Source organism: Streptomyces sp. NPDC037301 (assembly GCF_055602785.1).
The window spans coordinates 115470-136798 of the sequence record NZ_JBVJWD010000008.1; the positions used below are offsets into that span (position 1 = coordinate 115470).

General features: G+C 68.3%; 30 protein-coding genes. 14 read left to right on the forward strand and 16 right to left on the reverse strand.

The genetic code is table 11. The features are described from left to right. Window positions 1-78: 78 nt before the first annotated feature. Window positions 79-1392 (forward strand): molybdopterin-dependent oxidoreductase, encoded by a 1314-nt coding sequence (locus ACZ7IB_RS15785; RefSeq protein WP_470913031.1) that lies wholly within the window; start codon window positions 79-81, stop codon window positions 1390-1392. Between the two features lie 334 nt (window positions 1393-1726). On the opposite strand, the gene ACZ7IB_RS15790 is transcribed toward ACZ7IB_RS15785, so the two are convergent. From ACZ7IB_RS15790 to ACZ7IB_RS15800, 3 genes are read right to left on the reverse strand one after another with little or no spacing between them, the layout of a single operon-like run. Next, window positions 1727-2554: a class I SAM-dependent methyltransferase gene (locus ACZ7IB_RS15790; RefSeq protein ID WP_470913032.1), complete on the reverse strand. Its 828-nt coding sequence runs from the start codon at window positions 2552-2554 to the stop codon at window positions 1727-1729. Further along, window positions 2551-3228: a TIGR04282 family arsenosugar biosynthesis glycosyltransferase gene (locus ACZ7IB_RS15795; protein ID WP_470913033.1), complete on the reverse strand. Its 678-nt coding sequence runs from the start codon at window positions 3226-3228 to the stop codon at window positions 2551-2553. Before ACZ7IB_RS15795 ends, ACZ7IB_RS15790 begins: the two co-directional genes overlap by 4 nt. Further along, window positions 3225-3971: a glycosyltransferase family 2 protein gene (locus ACZ7IB_RS15800; protein WP_470913034.1), complete on the reverse strand. Its 747-nt coding sequence runs from the start codon at window positions 3969-3971 to the stop codon at window positions 3225-3227. The genes ACZ7IB_RS15795 and ACZ7IB_RS15800 overlap by 4 nt, the downstream gene beginning before the upstream one ends. Window positions 3972-4094: 123 nt before the next feature. Between ACZ7IB_RS15800 and ACZ7IB_RS15805 the strand changes: the two genes are divergently transcribed. Together ACZ7IB_RS15805 and ACZ7IB_RS15810 are read left to right on the forward strand one after the other, a co-directional pair. Beyond that, window positions 4095-4883 carry a response regulator transcription factor gene (locus ACZ7IB_RS15805; RefSeq protein WP_470913035.1) on the forward strand — a complete coding sequence of 263 codons (789 nt, stop codon included), beginning with the start codon at window positions 4095-4097 and terminating at the stop codon, window positions 4881-4883. Then, complete coding sequence (locus ACZ7IB_RS15810) at window positions 4880-5992, forward strand: sensor histidine kinase (RefSeq protein WP_470913036.1); 1113 nt, start codon at window positions 4880-4882, stop codon at window positions 5990-5992. The genes ACZ7IB_RS15805 and ACZ7IB_RS15810 overlap by 4 nt, the downstream gene beginning before the upstream one ends. 240 nt (window positions 5993-6232) lie before the next feature. Here the strand turns inward: ACZ7IB_RS15810 and ACZ7IB_RS15815 are convergent, their stop codons facing one another. The 6 genes from ACZ7IB_RS15815 to ACZ7IB_RS15840 form a co-directional block, all read right to left on the reverse strand. After that, on the reverse strand, window positions 6233-7309 hold the full coding sequence (locus ACZ7IB_RS15815; RefSeq protein ID WP_470913037.1) for an NAD-dependent epimerase/dehydratase family protein: 1077 nt from the start codon (window positions 7307-7309) through the stop codon (window positions 6233-6235). A gap of 644 nt (window positions 7310-7953) precedes the next feature. Continuing rightward, window positions 7954-8817, reverse strand: a complete 864-nt coding sequence (locus ACZ7IB_RS15820; RefSeq protein ID WP_470913038.1) for a lanthionine synthetase LanC family protein — start codon at window positions 8815-8817, stop codon at window positions 7954-7956. After that, window positions 8768-9076, reverse strand: coding sequence for a class III lanthionine synthetase LanKC N-terminal domain-containing protein (locus ACZ7IB_RS15825; protein WP_470913039.1), 309 nt, complete (start codon window positions 9074-9076; stop codon window positions 8768-8770). The genes ACZ7IB_RS15820 and ACZ7IB_RS15825 overlap by 50 nt, the downstream gene beginning before the upstream one ends. Continuing rightward, window positions 9070-9399 (reverse strand): class III lanthionine synthetase LanKC N-terminal domain-containing protein, encoded by a 330-nt coding sequence (locus tag ACZ7IB_RS15830; protein ID WP_470913176.1) that lies wholly within the window; start codon window positions 9397-9399, stop codon window positions 9070-9072. The genes ACZ7IB_RS15825 and ACZ7IB_RS15830 overlap by 7 nt, the downstream gene beginning before the upstream one ends. Before the next feature lie 164 nt (window positions 9400-9563). Continuing rightward, window positions 9564-9701, reverse strand: coding sequence for an ALQxL family class IV lanthipeptide (locus ACZ7IB_RS15835; protein WP_470913040.1), 138 nt, complete (start codon window positions 9699-9701; stop codon window positions 9564-9566). Window positions 9702-9747: 46 nt separating this feature from the next. Then, a complete protein-coding gene (locus tag ACZ7IB_RS15840; RefSeq protein WP_470913041.1) occupies window positions 9748-9849 on the reverse strand; it encodes an ALQxL family class IV lanthipeptide in 102 nt (33 codons plus the stop codon). A 473-nt stretch (window positions 9850-10322) separates the two neighbouring features. Here ACZ7IB_RS15840 and ACZ7IB_RS15845 point away from each other — a divergent pair, with 473 nt between their 5' ends. Beyond that, complete coding sequence (locus ACZ7IB_RS15845) at window positions 10323-11225, forward strand: endonuclease/exonuclease/phosphatase family protein (protein WP_470913042.1); 903 nt, start codon at window positions 10323-10325, stop codon at window positions 11223-11225. Between the two features lie 406 nt (window positions 11226-11631). Here the strand turns inward: ACZ7IB_RS15845 and ACZ7IB_RS15850 are convergent, their stop codons facing one another. Genes ACZ7IB_RS15850 through ACZ7IB_RS15870 form a run of 5 tightly spaced genes read right to left on the reverse strand, consistent with a single transcriptional unit; the run spans window position 11632 to window position 14727 of the window. Continuing rightward, window positions 11632-12651, reverse strand: coding sequence for an SRPBCC family protein (locus tag ACZ7IB_RS15850; protein ID WP_470913043.1), 1020 nt, complete (start codon window positions 12649-12651; stop codon window positions 11632-11634). Between the two features lie 6 nt (window positions 12652-12657). Beyond that, window positions 12658-13509: a histone protein gene (locus ACZ7IB_RS15855; protein WP_470913044.1), complete on the reverse strand. Its 852-nt coding sequence runs from the start codon at window positions 13507-13509 to the stop codon at window positions 12658-12660. Between the two features lie 7 nt (window positions 13510-13516). Continuing rightward, the gene (locus ACZ7IB_RS15860) at window positions 13517-13756 is read right to left on the reverse strand and encodes a gas vesicle protein GvpG (RefSeq protein WP_470913045.1); all 240 of its coding nucleotides are present in this window, start codon (window positions 13754-13756) and stop codon (window positions 13517-13519) included. Between the two features lies 1 nt (window position 13757). Beyond that, on the reverse strand, window positions 13758-14603 hold the full coding sequence (locus ACZ7IB_RS15865) for a GvpL/GvpF family gas vesicle protein (RefSeq protein ID WP_470913046.1): 846 nt from the start codon (window positions 14601-14603) through the stop codon (window positions 13758-13760). Further along, the gene (locus tag ACZ7IB_RS15870) at window positions 14572-14727 is read right to left on the reverse strand and encodes a DUF6131 family protein (protein ID WP_470913047.1); all 156 of its coding nucleotides are present in this window, start codon (window positions 14725-14727) and stop codon (window positions 14572-14574) included. The genes ACZ7IB_RS15865 and ACZ7IB_RS15870 overlap by 32 nt, the downstream gene beginning before the upstream one ends. Before the next feature lie 778 nt (window positions 14728-15505). Here ACZ7IB_RS15870 and ACZ7IB_RS15875 point away from each other — a divergent pair. From ACZ7IB_RS15875 to ACZ7IB_RS15915, 9 genes are all read left to right on the forward strand, one after another. Beyond that, the gene (locus tag ACZ7IB_RS15875) at window positions 15506-15889 is read left to right on the forward strand and encodes a gas vesicle protein GvpO (protein ID WP_470913048.1); all 384 of its coding nucleotides are present in this window, start codon (window positions 15506-15508) and stop codon (window positions 15887-15889) included. 86 nt (window positions 15890-15975) lie between these two features. Then, on the forward strand, window positions 15976-16413 hold the full coding sequence (locus tag ACZ7IB_RS15880; protein ID WP_266364314.1) for a gas vesicle structural protein GvpA: 438 nt from the start codon (window positions 15976-15978) through the stop codon (window positions 16411-16413). Window positions 16414-16416: 3 nt separating this feature from the next. Next, a complete protein-coding gene (locus tag ACZ7IB_RS15885; RefSeq protein ID WP_470913049.1) occupies window positions 16417-17130 on the forward strand; it encodes a GvpL/GvpF family gas vesicle protein in 714 nt (237 codons plus the stop codon). Between the two features lie 9 nt (window positions 17131-17139). After that, the gene (locus ACZ7IB_RS15890; protein WP_470913050.1) at window positions 17140-17391 is read left to right on the forward strand and encodes a gas vesicle protein GvpG; all 252 of its coding nucleotides are present in this window, start codon (window positions 17140-17142) and stop codon (window positions 17389-17391) included. A gap of 106 nt (window positions 17392-17497) precedes the next feature. Next, a complete protein-coding gene (locus ACZ7IB_RS15895; RefSeq protein ID WP_470913177.1) occupies window positions 17498-17920 on the forward strand; it encodes a gas vesicle protein in 423 nt (140 codons plus the stop codon). Continuing rightward, window positions 17917-18732: a GvpL/GvpF family gas vesicle protein gene (locus ACZ7IB_RS15900; protein ID WP_470913051.1), complete on the forward strand. Its 816-nt coding sequence runs from the start codon at window positions 17917-17919 to the stop codon at window positions 18730-18732. The genes ACZ7IB_RS15895 and ACZ7IB_RS15900 overlap by 4 nt, the downstream gene beginning before the upstream one ends. Continuing rightward, window positions 18729-18974 carry a gas vesicle protein gene (locus ACZ7IB_RS15905; RefSeq protein ID WP_470913052.1) on the forward strand — a complete coding sequence of 82 codons (246 nt, stop codon included), beginning with the start codon at window positions 18729-18731 and terminating at the stop codon, window positions 18972-18974. The genes ACZ7IB_RS15900 and ACZ7IB_RS15905 overlap by 4 nt, the downstream gene beginning before the upstream one ends. Beyond that, the gene (locus ACZ7IB_RS15910; protein ID WP_470913053.1) at window positions 18964-19374 is read left to right on the forward strand and encodes a gas vesicle protein K; all 411 of its coding nucleotides are present in this window, start codon (window positions 18964-18966) and stop codon (window positions 19372-19374) included. Before ACZ7IB_RS15905 ends, ACZ7IB_RS15910 begins: the two co-directional genes overlap by 11 nt. A 51-nt stretch (window positions 19375-19425) precedes the next feature. Continuing rightward, window positions 19426-19599 carry a CsbD family protein gene (locus ACZ7IB_RS15915; protein WP_470913054.1) on the forward strand — a complete coding sequence of 58 codons (174 nt, stop codon included), beginning with the start codon at window positions 19426-19428 and terminating at the stop codon, window positions 19597-19599. Window positions 19600-19783: 184 nt separating this feature from the next. On the opposite strand, the gene ACZ7IB_RS15920 is transcribed toward ACZ7IB_RS15915, so the two are convergent. Further along, window positions 19784-20395 (reverse strand): DUF5133 domain-containing protein, encoded by a 612-nt coding sequence (locus tag ACZ7IB_RS15920; protein WP_470913178.1) that lies wholly within the window; start codon window positions 20393-20395, stop codon window positions 19784-19786. Between ACZ7IB_RS15920 and ACZ7IB_RS15925 the strand changes: the two genes are divergently transcribed. Then, on the forward strand, window positions 20312-20503 hold the full coding sequence (locus ACZ7IB_RS15925; RefSeq protein ID WP_470913185.1) for a hypothetical protein: 192 nt from the start codon (window positions 20312-20314) through the stop codon (window positions 20501-20503). The two genes, ACZ7IB_RS15920 and ACZ7IB_RS15925, sit on opposite strands and share 84 nt — an antisense overlap. Window positions 20504-20706: 203 nt before the next feature. Here the strand turns inward: ACZ7IB_RS15925 and ACZ7IB_RS15930 are convergent, their stop codons facing one another. Next, a complete protein-coding gene (locus tag ACZ7IB_RS15930) occupies window positions 20707-20880 on the reverse strand; it encodes a CsbD family protein (protein ID WP_470913055.1) in 174 nt (57 codons plus the stop codon). Between the last annotated feature and the right edge of the window lie 449 nt (window positions 20881-21329).

Here is a 21329-nt window from a genome sequence, read left to right on the forward strand (position 1 = left end):
CGCTCCTGGGTGTGACGTCAGACATTCGTCAGGAGTCGTACGCCCTGCGGCACGGCGTCCCGGGCATAGCTTCGGGACATGGGTGACAGACGTTTCGGAAAAGGCTCCCCCTTCTCACTTCCGGGCTCGGCATCGGGTCGTGGCCCGGCCTTCACCGGGCGGCTTCCCTCCGCGCCCGCGTTCTGGCGTAGCCCGGTGCGCGGCGTCAGGTTCACGGCCGTGCTCGGGCTGGTCCTGCTCGCCGGGATCACTCTGCTGTTCGTGACCGGTCTGCTCTCCTATGCCGCGTACAACCCGGACCTCGCACCGATCAACGACAAGACACCCGGCAAGGGCCTGCTGGGCTTCTACCTCTTCGCCTGGCCGACCGGCCCGCACTGGCTGTACCGGCTGACACAGGGACTGCATGTCACGGTGGGCATCGTCCTCGTGCCCGTGCTGCTGGCGAAGCTGTGGTCGGTGATCCCGAAGCTCTTCGCGCTGCCGCCGGCCCGGTCGGTGGCGCATGCGCTGGAGCGGTTGTCGCTGCTGCTGCTCGTCGGCGGGGCGCTGTTCGAGTTCGTCACCGGACTGCTCAACATCCAGCTGGAGTACGTGTTCCCGGGGTCGTTCTATCCGCTGCACTTCTACGGGGCGTGGGTCTTCTTCGCCGCGTTCCTCGCCCACACCGGGCTGAAACTGCCGCGGGCCGTACGGGTGCTGCGGGGCGGCCGGCTGGAAGGATCCGCGCCGGGAGAGGTGGATGAACTGGCCTCGCCCGCACCCGTTGCGGCGACCGTCTCCCGGCGCGGCGCGCTCGCCATGGCGAGCGGCGGTTCGCTGCTGCTGCTGATCACCTCGGCGGGCCGGAGCTTCGACGGGCCACCGAGACAGATCTCACTCCTCACCCCGCACGGCGGAGCGGAACCGGGCCCGGGGCCGAACGGATTCCAGATCAACAAGACGGCCGCGTCCGTCGGAGTGACGGCCGCCGATACGGGGAGGGACTGGCGGCTCACCGTCAGCGGGCCCGCCGGGGAGATCCGGCTCAGCCGGGAACAGCTGCTGGCCATGGACCAGTACAGCGCGGCGCTGCCGATCGCGTGTGTGGAGGGCTGGGCGACGTCGGACCAGTGGTGGCGCGGGGTGCGGCTGAGGGATCTGGCGGCACTCGCGGGATATCCGGACCGGCCGCCGGGGGTGCTGGTGGAATCCGTTCAGCGCAGGGGGGCGTTCCGCGAGGTGGCGCTCCGCGACAACCAGGTGCGCGACCCGCGCTCGCTGCTGGCATTGCAGGTCAACGGCGAGGACCTGTCGCTCGATCACGGATATCCGGCGCGGATCATCGTCCCGGCGGCCCCCGGCGTGCACAACACCAAATGGGTGGCCCGACTGACCTTCGGAGAGCTGTGAACAGGGTGAGTCCTCGGGTGTTCCTGCGGCGTCGGTACGGGGATGGTCCGCTGCATCTCCTCCTGCTGGCCGCGACGTTCGCCCTCGCGGGCTATGCGGGCGTGCGGCTGCTGGCGGGCGACACGTTCGCGATCGTGGTGTGGTTCATCGGCTCCGCGCTCCTGCACGATCTGGTGCTGCTGCCGCTGTACGCGTCGGCCGACCTGGTCCTGCGCCGGTCGCTCGGGCCCCGTACCGGGCTGGTCACCTACGTCCGCGTACCGGCCTTCCTCTCCGGCCTGCTCCTGCTGATGTGGTGGCCGCTGATCACCCGGCACGCGGTGCGGTACGAGCCCTACAGCGGGCTGTCCCTCGATGTGTTCCTGGGGAACTGGCTGCTGATCACGGGGTTGCTGTTCGCGGGCTCGGCGCTCTTGCTCGTCATCCGTACCGCCCGGTCGCGGCGCAGGGACACGAAGGGACGGCCGTCCGCCTCCCACTGATCGACGGGCTGCCATCTGTACGCCTGCGCGTACCGCAGCAGGGCCGGTGTGCCGAGCCGGGCCCAGGGGAACGGTGAGGCGGTCGTGGGGCCGAAGGCGCCCGTGTCGGCGGCCGCTGTGTCGCGTGCGTCGTCCAGCCGGACCTGGAGTCTCTCGTCGATGTCCTGTGGTGTCGTCTCGGCGATGAGCAGACCGCCCGGGGCGAGCAGGTCGGCCGTGCGGCGCAGGAGGAGGGGTGGGTTCCCGCCGATGCCGATGTTGCCGTCGAGGAGCAGGGCGGTGCCCCAGCGGCCCTCGCCCGGCAGCGGGTCGAAGACGGAGCGGTGCAGTGCCGCTCCGCCGAGTCGAAGGGTGTGGGCGACGGCGGTCTCACTGATGTCGATGCCGAGTGCGCGATGGCCACGCACGGCGAGCTCGGCGACCAGCCGGCCTGGCCCGCAACCGATGTCCAACACGGGGCCTTCGCAACGGCGCAGTGCCGACAGGTCGGCGGCATCGGCGTTCGCGCACCAGCGTTCGACGTCCAGGGGCAACAGCCGGCCGTCGGTACGGCGGAGGAAGAGCGGTCCGTGACCGTTGCGCAGCGCGTCGGCGTACGGATCGGTGCCCCAGGACGTGGTGCCATGGTCGGGGGACGGGGGTGACCTGACCAGCCTGCTGCGGTGAGGGACCGGGTTCATTGGGCCTCCGCCGGGGTCAGCAGGGCGAGCGTCGCGGCGAACCGGCCGTGCGGCGCCGCGGCGGCGACGGCGACGGCGTCCTGTGCGGTGTCCACGTCACGCAACCGCGGAAGGTCGCGCACGGTCAGCCCGGCGTCGACCAGGCGTCGGCGCTGGACCGCGCCGGTCTCGGGTACGGACATGGGGACGCCGAGCAGGAGTTCCGGGGCGGGGACGGCCAGGCCCAGCGCCCAGAAGCCGCCGTCGTCGGCCGGTCCGAACCAGGCGTCGCAGCCGTCCCAGGCGGCGGGACGGAGCGCGGCGGCCAGATGGGCGGCGGTGATCTGAGGGGTGTCCATGCCGATGAGGAGAGTCGGGCCGGTACACCAGGCGAAGGCCGCGGCGAGCCGTTCGTCGAGGCGGCCGGTGCCCTGCGGCAGCACCTCGATGCCGGGCGGCAGCCACGGTCCCGGCCGTCCTTCGAGGACGACGGCGCGGCGCCGGGCGGGCAGGGTGCACACGGTCCGCAGAGTGTCACCGAGCGCCGCCTCGGCAAGCCGGGCGGCCTGGGCGGGTGTGAACGGCGGTGTGAGCCGGGTCTTGACCCGACCCTGCAGCGGTTCCTTGGCGATGACCAGCACGGTCGTCGGGCCGGACGAGCCCTCGGCCGCACCGGGGCCGACTGGGGCGGTCACCGGGGCACCCCCGGGCGCACGGTCCCCGGAGCCGTCCCGGCCGGTGGCTGGAGCAGTACCGCTCGCATGTCGCGCACCGCCTGCCAGGTACCCCTCCAGGTGCCGGTGACCTTCGACTTTCCGCTGCGGGGGAGATACGGAACATCGGTCTCCGTGACCCGCAGACCGGCGTCCGCCGCGCGGACCACCATCTGCAACGGATAGCCGCTGCGCCGGTCGGTGAGGCCGAGTGCGAGCAGTTCGGCCCGGCGCCCGGCCCGCATCGGGCCGAGGTCGTGCAGCCGCAGACCGGTGCGGCGGCGCAGCATCCGGGCCAGCGCGAAATTGCCGGCCCGGGCGTGCAGCGGCCAGGCACCGCGGCCCTCGGGGCACCGGCGACCGAGCAGCAGGTCGGTCTCGCCGTCGGCGATCCGGCGTACGAAGGCGGGGAGCAGGCCGGGGTCGAGGGAGCCGTCGCAGTCGCAGAAGCAGACGAACTCCGCCTCGGCGGCGAGCAGCCCGGCATGGCAGGCGGCGCCGAAGCCACGCCGCGGCTCGTGCACGACAGTCGCACCGAGCGAGCGGGCCAGTTCGGCCGAGCCGTCGGTGGAACCGTTGTCGACGACGATCGCGCGCCAGCCGTCCGGGACGGCGGTCAGCACTCGGGGCAGGGCCGCTGCTTCGTCCAGACAGGGCAGGACGACGTCGGCACTCGGCGTAGGGATATGGGCGGACGGAGGGCCCGCCAGGGAAGAATCGGTCACGCCGCTCACCCTACGGAGCAGAAACCGGCATTTCGGGCTCCATCTTCTTACGAAAAATGGACGTCGGCCCTGTAGCAGCGGACGGGTGCCGCGCGTGCCGCACATGCATGCCAGGGTGGTCAGATGGAGAACATCCCGGACGGTTCAGGCCCAGGTACTCACCCCTGCCCCGGTACCGAACGCGACCACGTCCTCGTCGTCGACGACGATCCGACGGTCGCCGAGGTCGTCGTCAGCTACCTGGACCGGGCGGGGTACGACGTCGAGCGGGCGGACGACGGTCCGACGGCGCTGGAGTGCTTCGCCGGACACCGGCCGGACCTGGTCGTCCTCGATCTGATGCTGCCCGGCATGGACGGGTTCGAGGTCTGCCGCCGGATGCGGGCTGATGGTTCCGTGCCGGTCATCATGCTGACGGCGCGCGGGGACGAGGACGACCGCATCCTTGGCCTGGAGACGGGCGCGGACGACTACGTCACCAAACCGTTCAGCCCGCGCGAACTGGTGCTACGCGTCGACTCGGTGCTGCGCCGGGGCCGCGCCGCGGTGCCCACCGCCGCCTCTCCCCGGGCCCCGCTGCAGGGCGCCGGACTCCGTCTCGACCTCGCGGCCCGCCGAGCGACACGGGAGGGTCAGGAACTAGCCCTTACCCTGCGGGAGTTCGACCTGCTCGCCTTCCTTCTGCGTCACCCTTCCCAGGTTTTCACCCGGGAGGAACTGATGCGGGAGGTCTGGGGCTGGGACTTCGGCGACCTGTCGACGGTGACGGTCCACGTGCGGCGACTGCGCGGGAAGGTCGAGACGGACCCGGCCCGTCCGCAGTTGATCCAGACTGTGTGGGGGGTGGGCTACCGCCTGGACCTGGCCCCGCACCCGCACCCTGGTGCGACGACCGGTGCGGGCCCGTCATGACCGACATACTCCTCATCGCGCTCTTCGCGTTTCTGGGTGCCGCGGTGGCCGGACTGCTCGGTGCGCTCGCCCTGCGGTTCTTCCGGCATCGTTCGCTCGTGGTGTCGCTCACTGTCGTTGCTGCTGTCGCCGTGACCGCGATGCTTGCCGGAACGCTCGCGGTCGCCTGGGCGATGTTCCTGTCGCCGCACGATCTGACCGTTGTCACGACTGTTGTCGCCATGGCCGCCGTGGTGTCCCTCATCACTGCGGTGCTGCTGGGTCGCTGGGTCGCTGCCAGGAGCCGCGACCTGACGCTCGCGGCCCGCTTGTTCGGTGACGGCGGCACGTTCGCCGCCCCCGCAGAGCGGGCAACAGCCGAACTCGCCTCCCTGACAAAGGAACTGGCTGCCACCAGTGCCAAACTCGACAGTTCCCGCGACCGGGAGCGCGCACTGGAAACATCGCGGCGTGAACTCGTCGCCTGGATCTCGCACGATCTGCGGACCCCCCTCGCCGGGCTTCGGGCCATGTCCGAGGCGCTGGAGGACGACATGGCCACCGACTCCCGGCGTTACCTACGGCAAATCCGCACAGAGGTGGAGCGCATGAACGACATGGTCGGCGACCTCTTCGAACTCTCCCGGATCCACGCCGGATCGCTCACCCTGTCGCCCACCCGCACCTCCGTCTACGATCTGGTCGGCGACGCCCTCGCGGGCGCCGATCCGCTGGCCCGCGAGCACCGTGTACGGCTGGTCGGGAACCGTATCGACGCCGTTCCTGTGGATGTCGACAGCAAGGAGATGAGCCGGGTCCTGGACAACCTCCTGATCAACGCGATCCGCCGCACCCCCGCCGACGGGACGGTCGCGGTGACAGCGCAACGCAGTGAGGACACCGTGGTCCTCTCGGTGACCGACGGCTGTGGCGGGATCCCCGAGGAAGATCTGCCCAGGGTCTTTGACACCGGCTGGCGCGGCAGCCATGCCCGAACACCCCCAGCCGGTGCAGGCCTCGGACTCGCCATCGTGCGTGGCATCGTCGAGGCACACGAGGGCCACGCGGGCGTCCGCAATGTGGCCGGCGGCTGCTGCTTCGAAGTCACGCTCCCCCTGGCGTACGCATAAGACCGACCGGCAAATGGGGGGTGGGAGAAGGAGCAGGGCTGGGTGCGTGCAGCCGCGAGGCGGAGGATTGAGCCAACGCGATGGGGTCTCCCCTGCTCGAGCGAAGCCGAGAGCTCGGGGAAGTCGGTGATTGACGACAACGCCGGAGGGGGTCCCCCCTGGCCCTTAAGGCCTTGGGGAGTGCGTGCCCAGCCCCACGACGCCGCCCCCCCATTTGCCGGTCGGTCCAAGCCGTCACTCTCAGTACCTTCCGATGTTTGGGCGCATTCCTCGCAACGGGGCCGTCGCAAACTCCGCCATTCCCTTCGCGAACCCTTCCTGCGGTTTCCAGCCCAGCTCGTCTCGCAGTCGTCGTGAGTCCGCAGTGACATGGCGTACATCACCGAGCCGGTATTCGCCGGTGACCTTCGGAGCAGGGCCACCGTGTGCCGAAGCCAGTGCCGAGGCCATCTCGCCGATGGTGCGAGGATCCCCACTCCCCGTGTTGTAAACAGCAAAACTGCCCGGCTCGTGCCCTTTGACGGCTTCCAGTGCCAATGCGTTCGCGGCCGCCACATCCCGTACGTGGACAAAATCCCTCCGCTGGCAGCCGTCCTCAAAGACCTGGGGGGCCTCTCCACGGGCCAGAGCTGACCGAAAGAAGGAGGCGACACCGGCGTACGGTGTGTCGCGCGGCATCCCCGGTCCGTACACGTTGTGGTACCGCAGCGACACCGCGGACCCGCCCGTCGCGCGCGCCCAGGCCGCGGTGAGATGTTCCTGGGCGAGCTTGGTGGCCGCGTACACATTACGCGGGTCCGTGGGCGCGTCCTCGGTGACCAGGCCAGGCGTCAACTCCGCACCACAGCATGGACAGTGCGGCTCGAAACGGCCCGCGTCCAGGTCAGCCGCCGCCCTCGGTCCCGGGCGGACCGTGCCGTGGCGGGGACAGTCGTAGCGTCCCTCGCCGTAGACCACCATCGAACCGGCCAGGACCAGGCTTCGCACACCCGCCTCGGCCATCGCCGCAAGCAGCACCGCCGTCCCGAGATCATTACACCCGACGTACTCGGGCGCGTCCGCGAAGTCATTTCCCAAGCCGACCATCGCTGCTTGATGACACACGGCGTCGATGCCCCGCAGGGCCCTGTCAACCGCCTCCCGATCGCGAACGTCCGCGATGATTCGCTCGGCGTCGCAATCTGCCGGTGCTGCTGCCGCTCCGTGTACCGAAGACAGCAGTGCGTCGAACACGACTGTCCGATGCCCGGCCGATGCGAGGGTATGGACGATCTCCGACCCGATAAATCCGGCTCCACCGGTAACCAGTACGCGCATGGCGCCCACGCTAGGCCGCCGGCGAATCACATGGCCGGATCCGGCGCGGCACGTCACGGGATCGTAAGAGATGTCCTACGGACGCCTACAGACGAACTGGGCCTGAAGTGGTTCGGAACATCCCCGCGGGCGCGGGGTCGGCCAGGTTCCCGTGGCGGGCCCTGAGGGCATGACCACCCGCAGCAGCCGTGGAGTCCCGCGGGCAGCGCCCGCTTGCGCCTTTTGAGGACGGGCGTCGATCTCATCGTTGATCGTGACCGCCCGACGACCGGTCGGTGCAGAGGCGCCCGAATAGTCTGGGCCAACCCAGTACCCGATGCCGACGCACCGCCACCTTGGAACGACGCATGGAAGAACGGGGCAGATCCTCAGTTGCAGCGCTTCGAGGTCGATCTCCATGTGTGCCGCCTTTCAAGGGTGGCGGGTTGGTGCGCCTCCCCCGGAACGTCTCCGGAAGTCGGACAGACCTCACGGGGTCGTCACCGTGCAGGTGCCGCCCTGGCCGCACGTGTCGCCGCAGGTGATCGTGCAGATGGCTTCCGTCTCCTCTCCCGAGCGGAGCTGCAGCGCGTCGAGGTCGCTGTCCGCGTGAATCCCTTTTCGTTGTCGGTCGTCTGCGGGGATGCCTTGTGTGTTCCTGATGTTCAGGGCCGCGGCATCCAGGGCCGCGGTCCGCCGTGAGCGAGCCCAGGCAGGAAATGGATGGGGCCGCCGAGGCCGGTCCGGTAGTCGGCGCGAACCGTCCGGCCGGTCTCGTCGGGGACGACGCGCCGGCCGTCACGAATGGCGCTCCGCTCGTACAGCACGGCGGCCAGGTCCTCGGCCCAGTCGCGGTACGGCCCGTCCGGGACCGCCTCCGCGAGGTCGAGCAGGAACTCGCCGTCGCCCGCAAGTCCGTGGCAGGCGGCGGTGGGCGCGGACCAGCGCACCCGGTGGACGGCCGTGGCCGCCTCCTCAGCCAGGCTCAGGAAGGCGTCCTCGCCGGTGGCCAGCCCCAGACGCAGCAGAAACGTGCCAACGCCCGAGGAGCCGCTGCACCAGTGGTACAGGAGTCCGGTGCCGGGTTCCTGCGTCGCGTCGGAGCGCCATCGGGCGCCCCTCCCCACGAGCCGTGCTCCGCCTCGGCCACCAGGGTCGATCAGCACGAGGCGCCGCTCGGGCGTGACCATCACGTTGTTGGGGGTGAAGTCCTGGTGGACCAGGCCGCGGCGGTGGACCTCGGCCAGCAGCCCGGCCAGCTCCGCCGCCAGGGCGAGGGCCTCGTCAGGAGCGATCCCCCGTCCGTCCTCCGCCTCGACGCACCGCGTCCGGACCCATTCCGTGAGCGGCTGACCGGCGATCAGGCCCTCGACCAAGAAAGCATGGCCGTCCTGCGCGAACTCGTGAACCAACTCGGGGCAGATCCCCGCCAGTTCGGACAGGTTCCGGGCCTCGTGGCTCAGCAGCGCCCGCGCGTCCTCACCGGTCAGCCCGGCACCCGCGCGCGCCCTGGCCTGCTTGACGACCACCTCCGCCCCGGCCTTGTGGTCCAGCGCCCTGTAGACGCCCCCACGCCGCGGAATGGCGAACGGCCTCGCGCACCTCGAACCGCTCGTCCAGCAGCACCGGTCCGGGCGTGGCAGGAAGCTTCGCCGCCCTTCCGGGCGGTCCGGCAAGTGGCGGGGCCGCCCACTCGGGCGGAGCGAACCACGGAGTGCGGTGATCGGTCACGGACGTGCCGTCCGGCGCCCGAAGGCGCACCTCGTGGGAGCCGTCGTTGGTCAGCACCGGAACGCCCCGTACCGGTAGTGCACCAGGCTGCCCTCGCGGTACGGGCGGTCGGAGAGGATCGCCGGGCCCGGCAGGTCCGCGGTCGCCTTGTCGAGTTCCTCGGCCAGCGACCTGAACTGATCGTCCTCACGGGGGTAGGCGGTTATGACCGTGCCGCGCTGACCGCGGTCGGCACGGGCCGACGTCATTTCCTCGACAAGCCGGATGCTGCGGGCGAACTTGAAGGAGCAGCCCGCGGCCACGAGGACCGCGGCGGCACGGTGCAGGACATGCGGCGCGGAGGGCGGGGTCGCCGACACGTGGAGCTTCCAGCCCTGGATCCGCGACTACCCGTCCGACGGCCTGACCTGGCACCAGGTGTCGGTGTCGTGGAGCTTCCACTCCTCCTCGCCCAGTTCGGCGAGGACGGAGCGCACGATGCTGTGCAGCGGGAACGTGAGCACGGGGCGGTTCTCCTGTCCGATTCGGCTGGGGGAGATTGGCGTCACCAGGGGCTGGTCAGGGTGCAGGTGAAACCACCACAGTCGTCATCACCCGACACAGGACAGGTGGGACCGCACACGACGTACGTCTTCTCGCCCGGGGCGGGCAGCAGTTGCAGCAGGTCGAGGTCGAACTCCATCAAGGGGCTCCTCGTCAGTCGGTCGAGAGGTCAGTCGGTCGAGAGGTCAGTCGGTCGAGGGGTTGGTGTAGGTGCAGGGCTCCTGCTCCGTGATCCGGGCCTGGTCACGGCTCGGGAGTGCCTGCAATGCGTCGATGTCCGTGTTCATGGGAGTGCGCCTCCATTCGTCGCATGAGCTGGCATCCGCTCGGCGCGTGAGCGCGTCGGGCAGGGACCACCGGCCGGCGTCACAAGCGGCCGAGCCTGAGACGGCTGGCCGGTGACAGATCCGGTGTGGGTGGAGCGGCCGGGCGACCTACCGCGGGGTCCATCCTGGGGTGCCGTCGACGAGCGGCGAACCAACCGACAAGTAACCCGTCAGTAGCTTTTGAATCGAAGGCACCCCGTATGCGCAGGCCAGAGGACCCCGGCTACGGCTGGGGTCCTCTGGCGTTCCGGGGCTTTCGGGTTACGCGGCGGCCGGCTCGGGGTCCGGTTCCTGGGGGATGGGCTGGGCGAGCTGGGCGTGGATCCAAGGATCCAAGGATCCAAGGATCCCTCAAGGTTTCCTCAAGACGGTGTTCCTACTTCGTCGGTGAGTCCGCATGGGACTCGGTGAGTCCACCAGGAGCAGGGGGAAACGTGAGTAGGCCGAGCAGCACAGCACGCACAGCATGGCGCGCCGCGAAGGTGTGGCTGATCGGGTCCATGGCGGTGGTGGCGGGGCTCGTGACGCCCGCGTACGCCGGACCCGCGAACGCCGGACCCGCCGCCGAGGAACCCCTGAAGCCGATCCCCAACCGGTTCATGACGTGGAACACGAACGGGCAGGACCTCGGCACGCCGAAGGCGATCGCGGAACAGATCAAGCACTTCCTGCCGCAGGTGGCCGCGTTGCAGGAGTCCTGCCTGAACGAGGTGCGTGAGGCCGTTCGGCAGCTCAACGAAGCGGGGTTCGAGTACGAGTACCGGAGCGGACTGTCCACCGTGAACTTCGGGTGCCCGGGTCGGCTGGGCACCGCGATCGTCTACGCCAAGGGCACCACGGTCAGGGCGCACAACAAGAAGGGCTACAGCGACGACGAGGGGTGGAGGGAGGCGCGTGGCATGCAGTCCTTCACCACGAAGCTCGACGGCCAGTGGGTTCGGGTGTTCAACACGCACCTCAGTGCACCGGGCTACGAAGAACTGAGGAAGTTGCAGGCCGGAGAACTGGCGGCCGTCACGCGACCGCACCCTCGCGCACTCGTTCTCGGTGACTTCAACACCCGGCCGCACGTCACAAACGTCATGGGCCCGATCTGGCAGGCCGGGTTCAAGGACGTCGACCAGTTCTGCGGACCGGTCAAGGATCCACGGTGCACCAAGACCCTCCCGAGGACCGGGCCCGGGTTCCCCACCGAGGCGGCCAAGTTCGACTACATCCTCGGCCGGGGCGTGAACTTCCGTAGCTGCAGGCTGCATACGCCCACCGAGGACCACCGGATCGTGGTCAGCGATCTCACCGTGGCCGATGTTCCCCGGCCGGTGTGCACCGTGACCTGATGGAGGCGGACGGGGCAGGGCGGCCGGGTCTCCCGTCCGCCCTGAAGCCTGCCACCCGTACGCGGGCCGCTACGCCCCGCCCGTCGCCGCACGCAGCAGCTCGACACCGAACTCCCGCCCAAGGCACCAGCAATGCGTGATCCGGCAGCGAGGGACCCCGGCGACACCGCCGGGGTCCCTCGGATACCCAACCTTCGACCAAAAGCTACTGACGGGTTTGCTCACCCATCCTGTGCCCCGTGGTGTCACCACGAACTGAGGAGATCCATTGGGCATCTCGACGGTGCTGGAGGACAAGTGGCCGGTCCTGTCGGCCCCGAGACCAGGTTGGACCCCTGCCTGAAGTCGACGTCAGTCACGGCGTCCTCTCCTCTGTCCTCTTTACTTCCTGGCGGGGGTTACATGTTTACTTCCTGGCGGGGGTTACATGCTCGTCCTCGTCCTCGTCCTCGTATTCGCCTTCCTCTTCTTCATCATCCTCGTATTCGCCTTCCTCTTCTTCATCATCCTCGTAGTCGGCGCCCTGCTCGTCCTCGGGCTCGTAGTCCTCGTCCTCGTAGTCCTCGTCCTCGGGCTCCTCGCCTTCTGCGTCCTCCTGCTCAGCGGCCTCTTCTTCCACGGCATCTTCGTGAGACACGACGACTTCACCGTCCCTGATTTCGCCGCGCCAGCCCTCGGGCTCTTCCTGGGCGAGGGTGACGTACCGCTGAAAGTGCTTGAAGTCGAGTCGCATTCGACGCCCTTGGGCGCGCCACAGGTTGCCCGTCTTCTCGAAGAACCCGGACGGGTAGTACTCCACGACCAGGACGATTCGAGTCAAGCTGGGTGCCAGCTCATGGAAGCTGACCGCACCACGAGTAGTGCCCTTGCCTCCCTCGGATGTCCAGACGATGCGGTCGTCGGGAATCTGTTCCTGGACAGTCGCTTTGAAGCTGCGCGAGGAAGGGCCGACTTTGACCTTCCAGTCACTCGCCAACTCGTCGTTCTTCGAGACGTCGCGAACGCCCTTCGCGAAGCTACTGAACTGGTCGTACTGCGTCCAGTGGTCGTACGCGACACGCAGGGGCACCCCCACATCGAGAACCTCGATGATGTTCATGACCTTGCCGCCGCTCGACTTGCGTTTCCCCTTTCCGCCGCCGAACGCTTCCTTGGCCTTCCCCACAATGTTGTCCTTGACGCCCTTGGCTTTCTCCACGACGAACGCCTTCAGCGGGGAGTCGCCCTGGAGGATGCGGGAGCCGATTGCGGGAAGCGATCCGCTCTCGGCTACATCGGTGAGCTGCTCCGTGACGTCGGTCAGTTTGTCGCCCGCCTTCTCGGCGAGTCTCTCCACCTGCGCAGTAAGGAAGTTGGACAGCTCTTCGCGAAGCCGATCCGCACCTGACTCTTCCGCTGCGGGCTGGTCACTTTCCGTCCTGGTCATGACTGGCTACCTCCGACGATCGGCTCGCTTGGATGCTGCTCGCTTCGCCGGAGCCGTCTTCCGGGCCGCGGTCTTCTTCGCCGGAGCCGTCTTCCGAGCCGCGGTCTTCTTCGCCGGAGCCGTCTTCCGAGCCGCGGTCTTCTTCGCCGGAGCCGTCTTCCGGGCCACGGTCTTCTTCGCCGGAGCCGTCTTCCGAGCCGCGGTCTTCTTCGCCGGAGCCGTCTTCCGAGCCGCAGTCTTCTTCGCCGTCCGAGACTTCTCTCCCTGGACAGGAGCGGCCTTCTTGCGTGCCACGCCTCCTCTGGGTTCCCTCCTGGGCTGGGCTGATTTCCGAGAACTACGCCGCTTCGGCCGCATCGTTTCCGGCTCTTCCTCCTCCTCTTCTTCCTCGTATTCGTCTTCCGGCTGTCCCTCCTCTTCCTCTTCCGGCTCTTCCTCTTCCTCGTACTCTGCGGCTTCCTCTTCCGGCTCTTCCTCTTCCGGCTCTTCCTCTTCCTCTTCCTCGTACTCCGCGCCTTCCTCTTCCGGCTCCTCCTCGTCCTGCTTCTCGCCGAGCCGGGCCGTACGGTCACTGAGGGCGTCGGCCAGCGAACTCATGCCGCGGTCGGCGGCGGCCGTCACTGCCTTTCGGCCCGCGTCGAGGACTTCCCCTTTCAGCTGCTCCTGCAGTTCGGCGATCTGGGGAATCTCGCCGAGTCTGCGCATCCCTTCGGCGGCAAGCTGTCGGGGTTCAAGGCCGAATCGTCTGCCTGCCAGATAGGTCGCAATGGTCAGCGCCAGTCGGCCCTTCTTCGTCCGGCCCAGCACATAGCCGCCCACTACTGCGGCCGCGAGGGTCACCTTGGCTGTGTCATCCATGAGTGCGTCACCTTCGATCGTTCGGCGTGGGGCCGTTGTGCAGCATGTAGCCGGGCGAGCAGCCGTTCCTCTTCTCGTTTGAGCCCCTCCAGGCTGATGTCTCCGTCTTCAGTTCCCGGTTCAGTGAAACCAGTTGGACACGGAGCACTCCGAGGTCGCGCAGCTCGCGCTCGGCAGCGTCGTTGAGCTTTTCCGCCACCCAGATCACACCGCGGACCGGTGCGACGGGGAGCGTGAGCAATCCCATGTCAGACTCCGGCGGCCCGAACGTGAGTGCCTTCAGCGGCAGCGAAGCCGTAACAGGGCAGCAGGCCCGCGAGACTCAGCTCGACGTGGTCGCGGTGCGCGTCGGCATATCGCTCCGCCACGCTTCGGAAGTCGTCGCTGTCGCCGCAGTCGACAAGGAAGGACACCTTGAGCACGCATCCCTGGACGTCCAGTCCGCCGGCCACCACACGAGCCATGGGTGTGAGCTCGCGCCGGACTCGTCGGCCGGCTTCGGCGGCCCTGTTCTCAAGAACAGCCGCCACGGCTTCGCCCAGCCGGAGGCTGGCTTCATAACCGGGACGTCGACGTGCTTCCTCCAGCAGCCGCCGGACTTTCTTGTCCTCCGCGACGAGACTTGCAAGTGCGTTCTGTGCCGGGAGTGCCTTGACGTTGACCTCAACCGCGTCGGAGAGATACCCCGGTGCAGCGACGTGACCCGTCTCGCCAACGGCCAGTTGACCGCGCACGGTCTCCTCGTCCGGAGCGGGCATCCCGAACCGCATAGGCAGTACCGGGCCCTCATCCGAGAGACGTAGCAAAGGTCCCCACCACCCAGTCCGCATACTGGCTCTCGTCCGCCAGAACCGCCCAGAGGACGGACGGTTCCCGGGCGATGAGCTGATGACGTACAGCCATGTGTGCTCCCATCCGGGACGCTGAATTTCCGACCCTGGCAGCGATGTGCGGACCGGCACCATATCCGCGCAGAGCACAAGGCCACCCGAGCACACCGAGATCCCAGAGCCTGCTGGACATCTCCACGGCCGCGTGCACGGGGAGCCGGAACGAGCAGCCCTACCAGTAATGTCGTCGACCGCCCACCGCATGCCCGACGGCACCCAGGATCCAGAGAACGATGCCGATCGCAACGAGCACGATACCGATGGTCCACAGGATCGATATGCCGGCCACCAGGCCGAGGACCAGCAGAATGACACCGAGGATGATCATGGCGTCCTCCGTTCTCGCAAGTCTTTTCAGTATGCGCCTCACACATACACACGGCGATGCAGGCCAGGCGAGGGCCACGGGGGATCCAAACAGCGCGGCTGGTCGCGGACTTGGACGAAACCCGTCAGCAGGACAACCTCAGTGCGCACCGCTGCTGCTTCCACGCCGACGAATTTACGCCCGAGCCCGGCCCCGGCAGGAAGGTGTCCAAGTGCAGATAAGGCCAGCAGCCCGTCGGGCGTGCGGGACCGCAGCAACAAGACCGGTGAGCGGGAGAACGTGTCACCAGCGAGTCAGGCCGAGAACGAGACGCGTCGGGGCGAGCGGGCTTCCGCTCCTCACCGACGAAGACCTCCGCAGTGCGGACGGCCGCTGCCAATGCCCCATCTGGAAGGCCCGCAGGCATACAAGGCTTCCAGGCAAAGGAAGACGGCATGGTCGAGACCATGCTTGCGCCCTGATACCGGCACCGCCGTCCTTGCACCAGGAGGCCTGACATGCCATCGGGACTTCGCGACCGCTCAGGCCTGCTGATTCGCCGCGCCGAGGACGGGTCGACGCAGAGGAAGGGCTCTGCTCCCCACAGTCATGACGTTACTCACGGGCAGTTATGGCGGTACACAGCCAGTGGCTGCGGCACGTGACTGAGTTGTGCCCAGCGTTGACAGAGCCGTGGCGAGGCAGCCCGAGATGCGGTCAGCCCAGGCCGTATATCATGAGATGGCGCGTCGTAAATGTGGCGCGGGCAGCGTGTTGTCTCCGATTCCGGAGAGGGAACATGGCCGCAGGCGAAGAGGACGAGGTACAGCACGTCCGGCGTCCGTCCAGCAAGCAGAGCGCCAGGAAATCCAGCATTGGACGGGCCGGCAGCCGAACCAGCGCGACGAAGCGCACGGCCCGCCGGGTTTCGGCCCCACGGGCCATGCGGTACGCGACTGAGCAACTCCAGGAGCTTTTGGGGCGAGCCCCCGAGTCCGTCTCGGCGGTGAAGCCGACGGAGGACGGCTGGCAGGCGGACGTGGAAGTGCTGGAGCTGGAACGTGTCCCCACGACCACCAGCGTGATGGCGACCTATCGGGTAACGCTGACCGAGGAGGGCGAATTGGTGGCGTACGAGCGCACCCGTCGCTACACCCGAGCACAGATCGACCGGCGTAGCTAGGGTCCGGGCTGCTACCGCAGCACCGTTCGCGAGACGAACGGAGGGCACGCCCGGCACCCAGGCGTGAGCCGCTGAGAGGAGGCACCATGACTGTGGTGCCGCAAGGCGGAGGAACCATTTCCAGGGGCGGTGGAGGAGGGTCCGGGAACCTCTACGACATCCTCGATCTGATTCTGGACCGCGGCCTGGTCATCGACGTCTTTGTGCGTGTGTCGCTGGTGGGCATCGAGATCCTCAAGATCGACGCCCGCATCGTCGTGGCGAGCGTGGACACCTACCTGCGCTTCGCAGAGGCCTGTAACCGCCTCGACCTGGAGGAGGGTCGCAAGGCGCCCTCCCAGCTGACCGACCTGGTCGGCGAGGTGACCGAGGGCGGAGCGCATGGCAAGGCCAAGGGAGCCCTCAGCGGGGCCGCAGAAGTGGTGACCGACGCCCTCAAAGGACGCCATGAGGACGACGAGGAGCCCGAGGAGAGGCGGGAGCGGCCGAGGCGTCGGCCTGCCGCCCGGCGCCGGAAGGAGTGAGCCATGGCCGTATACGTCTACTCCATTGTCGCGACAACTCATCCGCAGCGCCTGGCCGGCCTCGACGGGGTGGGGAACCCGCCCTCGACCCTCCGCACAGTGCACACCAAAAAGCTCTCCGCAGTCGTCAGCGACGCCCCCGAGGAGCTACGGCCCAAACGCCGCGACCTCGGCGCGCACCAGGCCGTCCAGGAGCGGCTGATGGCCGACGGTACGGTTCTACCGCTGCAGTTCGGCTTCACCACCACGGACGACAACGCCGTACGAGCGGTGCTGGAGGACCGTACGGACGAGTTCACCGAACGGTTGCGGGCGCTGGAGGGCTGCGTCGAATACCACCTGAGGGCCGCCCAGGACGAGGATGCGCTGCTGCGGCAGATCCTTCAGGAGTCCGACGAGGCGCGTGGACTCAACGAGGAGATCAGAAGCGGCAACGGCAGCCCGGAACTGCCGCTCGCCCTCGGGGAGCTGGTCTCCCAGGAAGTGCAGGCGCGGCAGGATCAGCTCGCCGCCGGAGTCCTCGATGCGCTGCGCGGATTCGCGCGGGAGGAGCGCTCCTCGCAGGCGACCGGGAACGACTTCCTGAGCGTGTCCTTCCTGGTGGAACAGGACAACGAGAAGAGCTTCCTCAGCGCGGAGCAGGATCTCGCCAAGGAGCTGGGTGAGGACTTCAGCCTCCGGCTGCTCGGCCCGCTGCCCGCCTACAGCTTCGTCTAGGGAGTCCTCATGGGACTGTTGACTCAACTCGCCACCCTGCCACTGGCGCCGGTGCGCGGCGTGGCGTGGGTCATCGAGCGCGTCGTCGAGACCGCGGAGAACGAGTACTACGACCCCGCACCCGTCGAGCGGGAACTCGCCGAGCTCGAGCAGGCGATGCTGGCGGGAGACATCGACGAGGAAACCTTCGACCGGCGCGAGGACGAGCTGCTGGACCGACTGGACGAGATCAGGGCCCATGTCCAGGGCACCGATACCTGATCGCGGCAGCCGCCGCGGGGACGGAACGCCGCCACGCGCTCCCGTCGCAACGCCGGGACACCCGGGATAGAGGTGCAGCGCCGTGAACCAACCCGTCGCCAGGAGGATGGGCGACTTCCCGTCCAGGGCCGGCCCCTACGGCGGTCAGGGCTCCTCGGCCAATCTCGCCGACATCCTGGAGCGGGTCCTGGACAAGGGGATCGTCATCGCGGGCGATATCCAGATCAACCTGCTGGATATCGAACTGCTCACCATCAAGCTGCGCCTGCTGGTCGCATCGGTGGACAAGGCAAAGGAGATGGGCATCGACTGGTGGGAGCACGATCCTGCGCTGTCCTCACGCGCCAACGACGGCTACCGCTCGCTCGCCCAGGAGAACAAGCGGCTGCGCGCCGAGATCGAGGCCATGCGCGAGGGCGGTGAGCTGCCCCCGACCGAGGACGACAAGGGCCGCCCTGCCGCCCGCCGCCGCACCGCGCGTACATCACGCACCAAACGGGCCGAGCCGCAGAAGGGGGATGAGTCATGACCGAGGTCATCACCTACGCCTACGCCGTGGCGCGGGACGCCGACGGAGTTCTGGAAGAGGAGCTGTCCGGGCTCCCCGGAGTGGCGGACGCGCCGGTGCATCTGGTGCACACAGGACACTGCGGTGACGTGGTGGTCGCGGTCAGCCCGGTGCCCGCACAGGATTTCCAGGAGGCCGCGCTGCGCGCGCACCTCGAGGACCTGGACTGGCTGGAGTCGGTCGCCCGCGCCCATCACCGGGTGATCGAGGCGCTGGCCGCGCGCACCACCGTCCTGCCGCTCCGGCTGGCCACCGTGTACCTCGACGACGAGCGGGTGGGGCAGATGCTCGATGCCCGCCGGGAGGCGTTCGCCGAGCGGCTGTCGGACCTGGCCGCGCAGGTGGAATGGGGCGTCAAGATCTACGTCGAAGCGCCCGCGGCCACCGAAAGCCCGGCAGAGCCGTCCGCAGATCCGGACCTGAGCCCCGGGCGTGCCTATCTCAGCCACCGCAGAGCGCAGCGCCACGCCCGCGAAGACGCCTACCGCGACGCCGAACAGGCGGCCCGGCGTGTCGAGAACGCGGCCCGAGACGTGGCCGTTGACCGGGTCCAGCACCGGGTGCAGCAAGGCGAACTCGCCTGCGGGCCGGGAGAGAACGTCGTCAACGACGCCTACCTCGTGCCGCTGGCACACGCCGAACAATTCCGGGCCCACGTCATGCAGGCCGCCGAGAGGCTTCCAGGAGTACGCATCGAGGTCACCGGACCCTGGGCGCCCTACTCCTTCGCCACGCCCGCCGAAGCCGAAACGTTGAAGAGAGCCGGGCCGTGAGGGCGGACGGCGGGCCGTTGGCCGCGGCAGAAGAGCCGCTGCCGGACCGGCAGATCGCGCTGATCGACCTGTTGGACCGGCTGCTGAGCGGAGGTGTGGTCCTCACCGGTGACGTCGTACTCTCAATCGCCGATATCGATCTCGTACGCATCTCGCTGCGTGCGCTGATCGTCTCCATCAGCGAACAGAACCCCTCCCCGTGGCCCGCCCCCGCACCCCTGCGAGGCGGCCATGGCAGATGAAACCCACCGCCGGCCCGGCAACCGCTTCGACGAAGTCGCCGACGCGGCGGCCCGCGCCTTCCGTCTGCTGCCCGCCGCCCCGCAGGACGTCCTGCCGCCGAGCGGCTCGAAGGCGCAGGGAACCACACATCGGCTGACCACCGACCCCGACACGGTGGAACGGGACCTGATCAAGCTTGTTCTCACCATCGTCGAGCTGCTGCGACAGCTCATGGAACGCCAGGCACTGCAGCGGGTCGACGCCGGGGACCTCACCGACGAACAGGAGGAGCGGCTGGGCGCCACACTCATGATTCTGCACGAGCGTATGGTGGAACTCTGCGCTCGATACGACCTTTCCATGCAAGACCTCAATCTGGATCTCGGACCTCTCGGAACATTGCTGCCACCGTCCGAATAGCAGTCGGCCGAACCCCCACTTACTCGACCGAAGGCTTGTAAGGAGCACGACATGGGCATCAGAAAGAAGACCAAAAACATCGGCGAGATAGCCGAGGGAAAAACCAAGGAAACGCTCGGGAAGGCCGTTGGTAACGAAAGCCTGGAAAGTAAAGGAAAGGCCGAAAAGACGAAGGGCAAACTGAAGCAGGCCGTGGAGAAGGGCAAGGACAGGTTCCGGCACTGAAAGGCACGCTCAGCCACTAGCAGTGCACGGCCCCGCCGTCGCGAGTCCGGCTTCCTGCGAAGTGCGGGGGCGGGGTGACACCCGCGAGGAGCCGTTCGCGCGGCCGGGCGGTCCGTGCGCCCGATGGCCGCGGCGATCGAAGCCGTGTGCACCGGGCCGGCTGCGCATCTGGTCCTCGTGCTGCTCAGCCCAGGCCACCCGGTCGGCCAAACGCGGCCGACGCCGCCCCCAGGATGCCCGCCCCACCAAGATGCGGGCGCTGCGCCGGGTGCCGGGCACTATGTCGACCAGCCGCAGCACGGGCTGATAGACACCTCGCAGACTTGGGCCATCCGGGCACCGGCCCGGCCGGCAAGGGCGAGACCGACCGCTGCCAGTGTCGAACGCAACCGCTCGGCCCACCTGCTGTGCTGCCGGGTGAGCCCCGGCAACTACTCAACGAAAGTCCGCCGTTCACACGAAGCGCCCGGACAAAAGAACCTACGGACCCGCCGACAGACGACAACCCGCCGGCCCGCACTGGGTACATCTGCGGGAAACCACCGCAGCCCGGACACCCCGCACGAGACTGTTTTCCGCCGTCCCGCGTCATCACATCGGCAGCCGGCATCACCGATCGGGTCCACCCGAGGTAGAACTCGGCTTCTGTAATCGCATCGCGGGTGGTGCGCTGCCCCATGAGCACACACAAGGTGTACGCGACATCCTCGAGGTGCCGACGGCTAGCCAGATCGTGCGGCTCTGCCAGGACGACGACCTCCCACGCGCGATAGCGCCGCAGCAGCGAATCGACCAGGGACTTGCCCGGGAGCAACAACGCGGCTCCTTGGGCTGGGTGACGGCCCACGCGCGCTGGGTGACAGCCCACGTGCATGAGGTCGACGACACCACTCCGCTCAAGTAGGCAACCCCGAGTCGATACGGCAGCATTTGCCTCAACGGGAGGCAGGATGAATACCGGGTGGGGCAATCAGCCTCGGCATTCGCCGAACGTCAGCGAACATTCACCGAGCAATGAAACCTGATGCCTGGTGCCGACCGCGCGGCCGGCACCAGGCCGCGCCCCGGCTGCCGTGAAACCCGGGTGCGCGGCCCGCAATGCAGGTCCTACTGTCCGGACTTCTTCAGCCGCTCAGCCGCCTTTGCCGCGGTCTCCTGGGCCTTGCCCGTCATTTGCTCGCCGCGGCCCTTTGCCTGCATGCCCTTGTCGTCCATGGCATCGCCGACGGTTTCCTTCAGCTTGCCCTTGACCTGCTTGGCCTTCGCCTTTGCCTTACCCATGACGATTCCGTCCTTCACTGTGGGGGGCTGACGTATCCACCTTGCGTCGATCACTCCGAGGCCGCAATCGGTGAGGTGTCGCGCTCACGAGCAACCGGAAAGAAGGGCCGCGGGAGCGGCACCCTCCGGTCGGTCGGGCGGCTCGGGGACCGGTGCTCGGCGCCGGAGCGGCTCCGCATCTGGCTGCGGCCTCGTTCCTCAATGGCACACCGCCGCGTCAACTCCCGATGGCTCCGAAGCCGCGCCCGGTGGAGCCGGACCTCCCGCGCCGCATCGGCCGCAGAAGTCAGATTTACGTACCGGCGAACATGCCGCAGGACGGCGAGACTCCCACGCCACCGCCCATGGTCGCCTCCGCAGGAACCCGCCGGGCCTGACCCGAGTCGCGCGGAGGTGAGGAACACCCCCGTCTCATCCGCCCTGAATGCCGAAGTTCAACGCAGCGTGGT

What these genes read in the sequence shown, in the direction of transcription:
- ACZ7IB_RS15785 (WP_470913031.1), top strand. Translation starts at nt 79, where the DNA reads ATGGGTGACAGACGTTTCGGAAAAGGCTCCCCCTTCTCACTTCCGGGC.
- ACZ7IB_RS15790 (WP_470913032.1), bottom strand. Translation starts at nt 2,554, where the DNA reads ATGAACCCGGTCCCTCACCGCAGCAGGCTGGTCAGGTCACCCCCGTCC.
- ACZ7IB_RS15805 (WP_470913035.1), top strand. Translation starts at nt 4,095, where the DNA reads ATGGAGAACATCCCGGACGGTTCAGGCCCAGGTACTCACCCCTGCCCC.
- ACZ7IB_RS15810 (WP_470913036.1), top strand. Translation starts at nt 4,880, where the DNA reads ATGACCGACATACTCCTCATCGCGCTCTTCGCGTTTCTGGGTGCCGCG.
- ACZ7IB_RS15815 (WP_470913037.1), bottom strand. Translation starts at nt 7,309, where the DNA reads ATGCGCGTACTGGTTACCGGTGGAGCCGGATTTATCGGGTCGGAGATC.
- ACZ7IB_RS15835 (WP_470913040.1), bottom strand. Translation starts at nt 9,701, where the DNA reads ATGGAGTTCGACCTCGACCTGCTGCAACTGCTGCCCGCCCCGGGCGAG.
- ACZ7IB_RS15840 (WP_470913041.1), bottom strand. Translation starts at nt 9,849, where the DNA reads ATGAACACGGACATCGACGCATTGCAGGCACTCCCGAGCCGTGACCAG.
- ACZ7IB_RS15850 (WP_470913043.1), bottom strand. Translation starts at nt 12,651, where the DNA reads ATGACCAGGACGGAAAGTGACCAGCCCGCAGCGGAAGAGTCAGGTGCG.
- ACZ7IB_RS15855 (WP_470913044.1), bottom strand. Translation starts at nt 13,509, where the DNA reads ATGGATGACACAGCCAAGGTGACCCTCGCGGCCGCAGTAGTGGGCGGC.
- ACZ7IB_RS15860 (WP_470913045.1), bottom strand. Translation starts at nt 13,756, where the DNA reads ATGGGATTGCTCACGCTCCCCGTCGCACCGGTCCGCGGTGTGATCTGG.
- ACZ7IB_RS15865 (WP_470913046.1), bottom strand. Translation starts at nt 14,603, where the DNA reads ATGCGGTGGGCGGTCGACGACATTACTGGTAGGGCTGCTCGTTCCGGC.
- ACZ7IB_RS15870 (WP_470913047.1), bottom strand. Translation starts at nt 14,727, where the DNA reads ATGATCATCCTCGGTGTCATTCTGCTGGTCCTCGGCCTGGTGGCCGGC.
- ACZ7IB_RS15875 (WP_470913048.1), top strand. Translation starts at nt 15,506, where the DNA reads ATGGCCGCAGGCGAAGAGGACGAGGTACAGCACGTCCGGCGTCCGTCC.
- ACZ7IB_RS15880 (WP_266364314.1), top strand. Translation starts at nt 15,976, where the DNA reads ATGACTGTGGTGCCGCAAGGCGGAGGAACCATTTCCAGGGGCGGTGGA.
- ACZ7IB_RS15885 (WP_470913049.1), top strand. Translation starts at nt 16,417, where the DNA reads ATGGCCGTATACGTCTACTCCATTGTCGCGACAACTCATCCGCAGCGC.
- ACZ7IB_RS15890 (WP_470913050.1), top strand. Translation starts at nt 17,140, where the DNA reads ATGGGACTGTTGACTCAACTCGCCACCCTGCCACTGGCGCCGGTGCGC.
- ACZ7IB_RS15895 (WP_470913177.1), top strand. Translation starts at nt 17,498, where the DNA reads ATGGGCGACTTCCCGTCCAGGGCCGGCCCCTACGGCGGTCAGGGCTCC.
- ACZ7IB_RS15900 (WP_470913051.1), top strand. Translation starts at nt 17,917, where the DNA reads ATGACCGAGGTCATCACCTACGCCTACGCCGTGGCGCGGGACGCCGAC.
- ACZ7IB_RS15910 (WP_470913053.1), top strand. Translation starts at nt 18,964, where the DNA reads ATGGCAGATGAAACCCACCGCCGGCCCGGCAACCGCTTCGACGAAGTC.
- ACZ7IB_RS15915 (WP_470913054.1), top strand. Translation starts at nt 19,426, where the DNA reads ATGGGCATCAGAAAGAAGACCAAAAACATCGGCGAGATAGCCGAGGGA.
- ACZ7IB_RS15930 (WP_470913055.1), bottom strand. Translation starts at nt 20,880, where the DNA reads ATGGGTAAGGCAAAGGCGAAGGCCAAGCAGGTCAAGGGCAAGCTGAAG.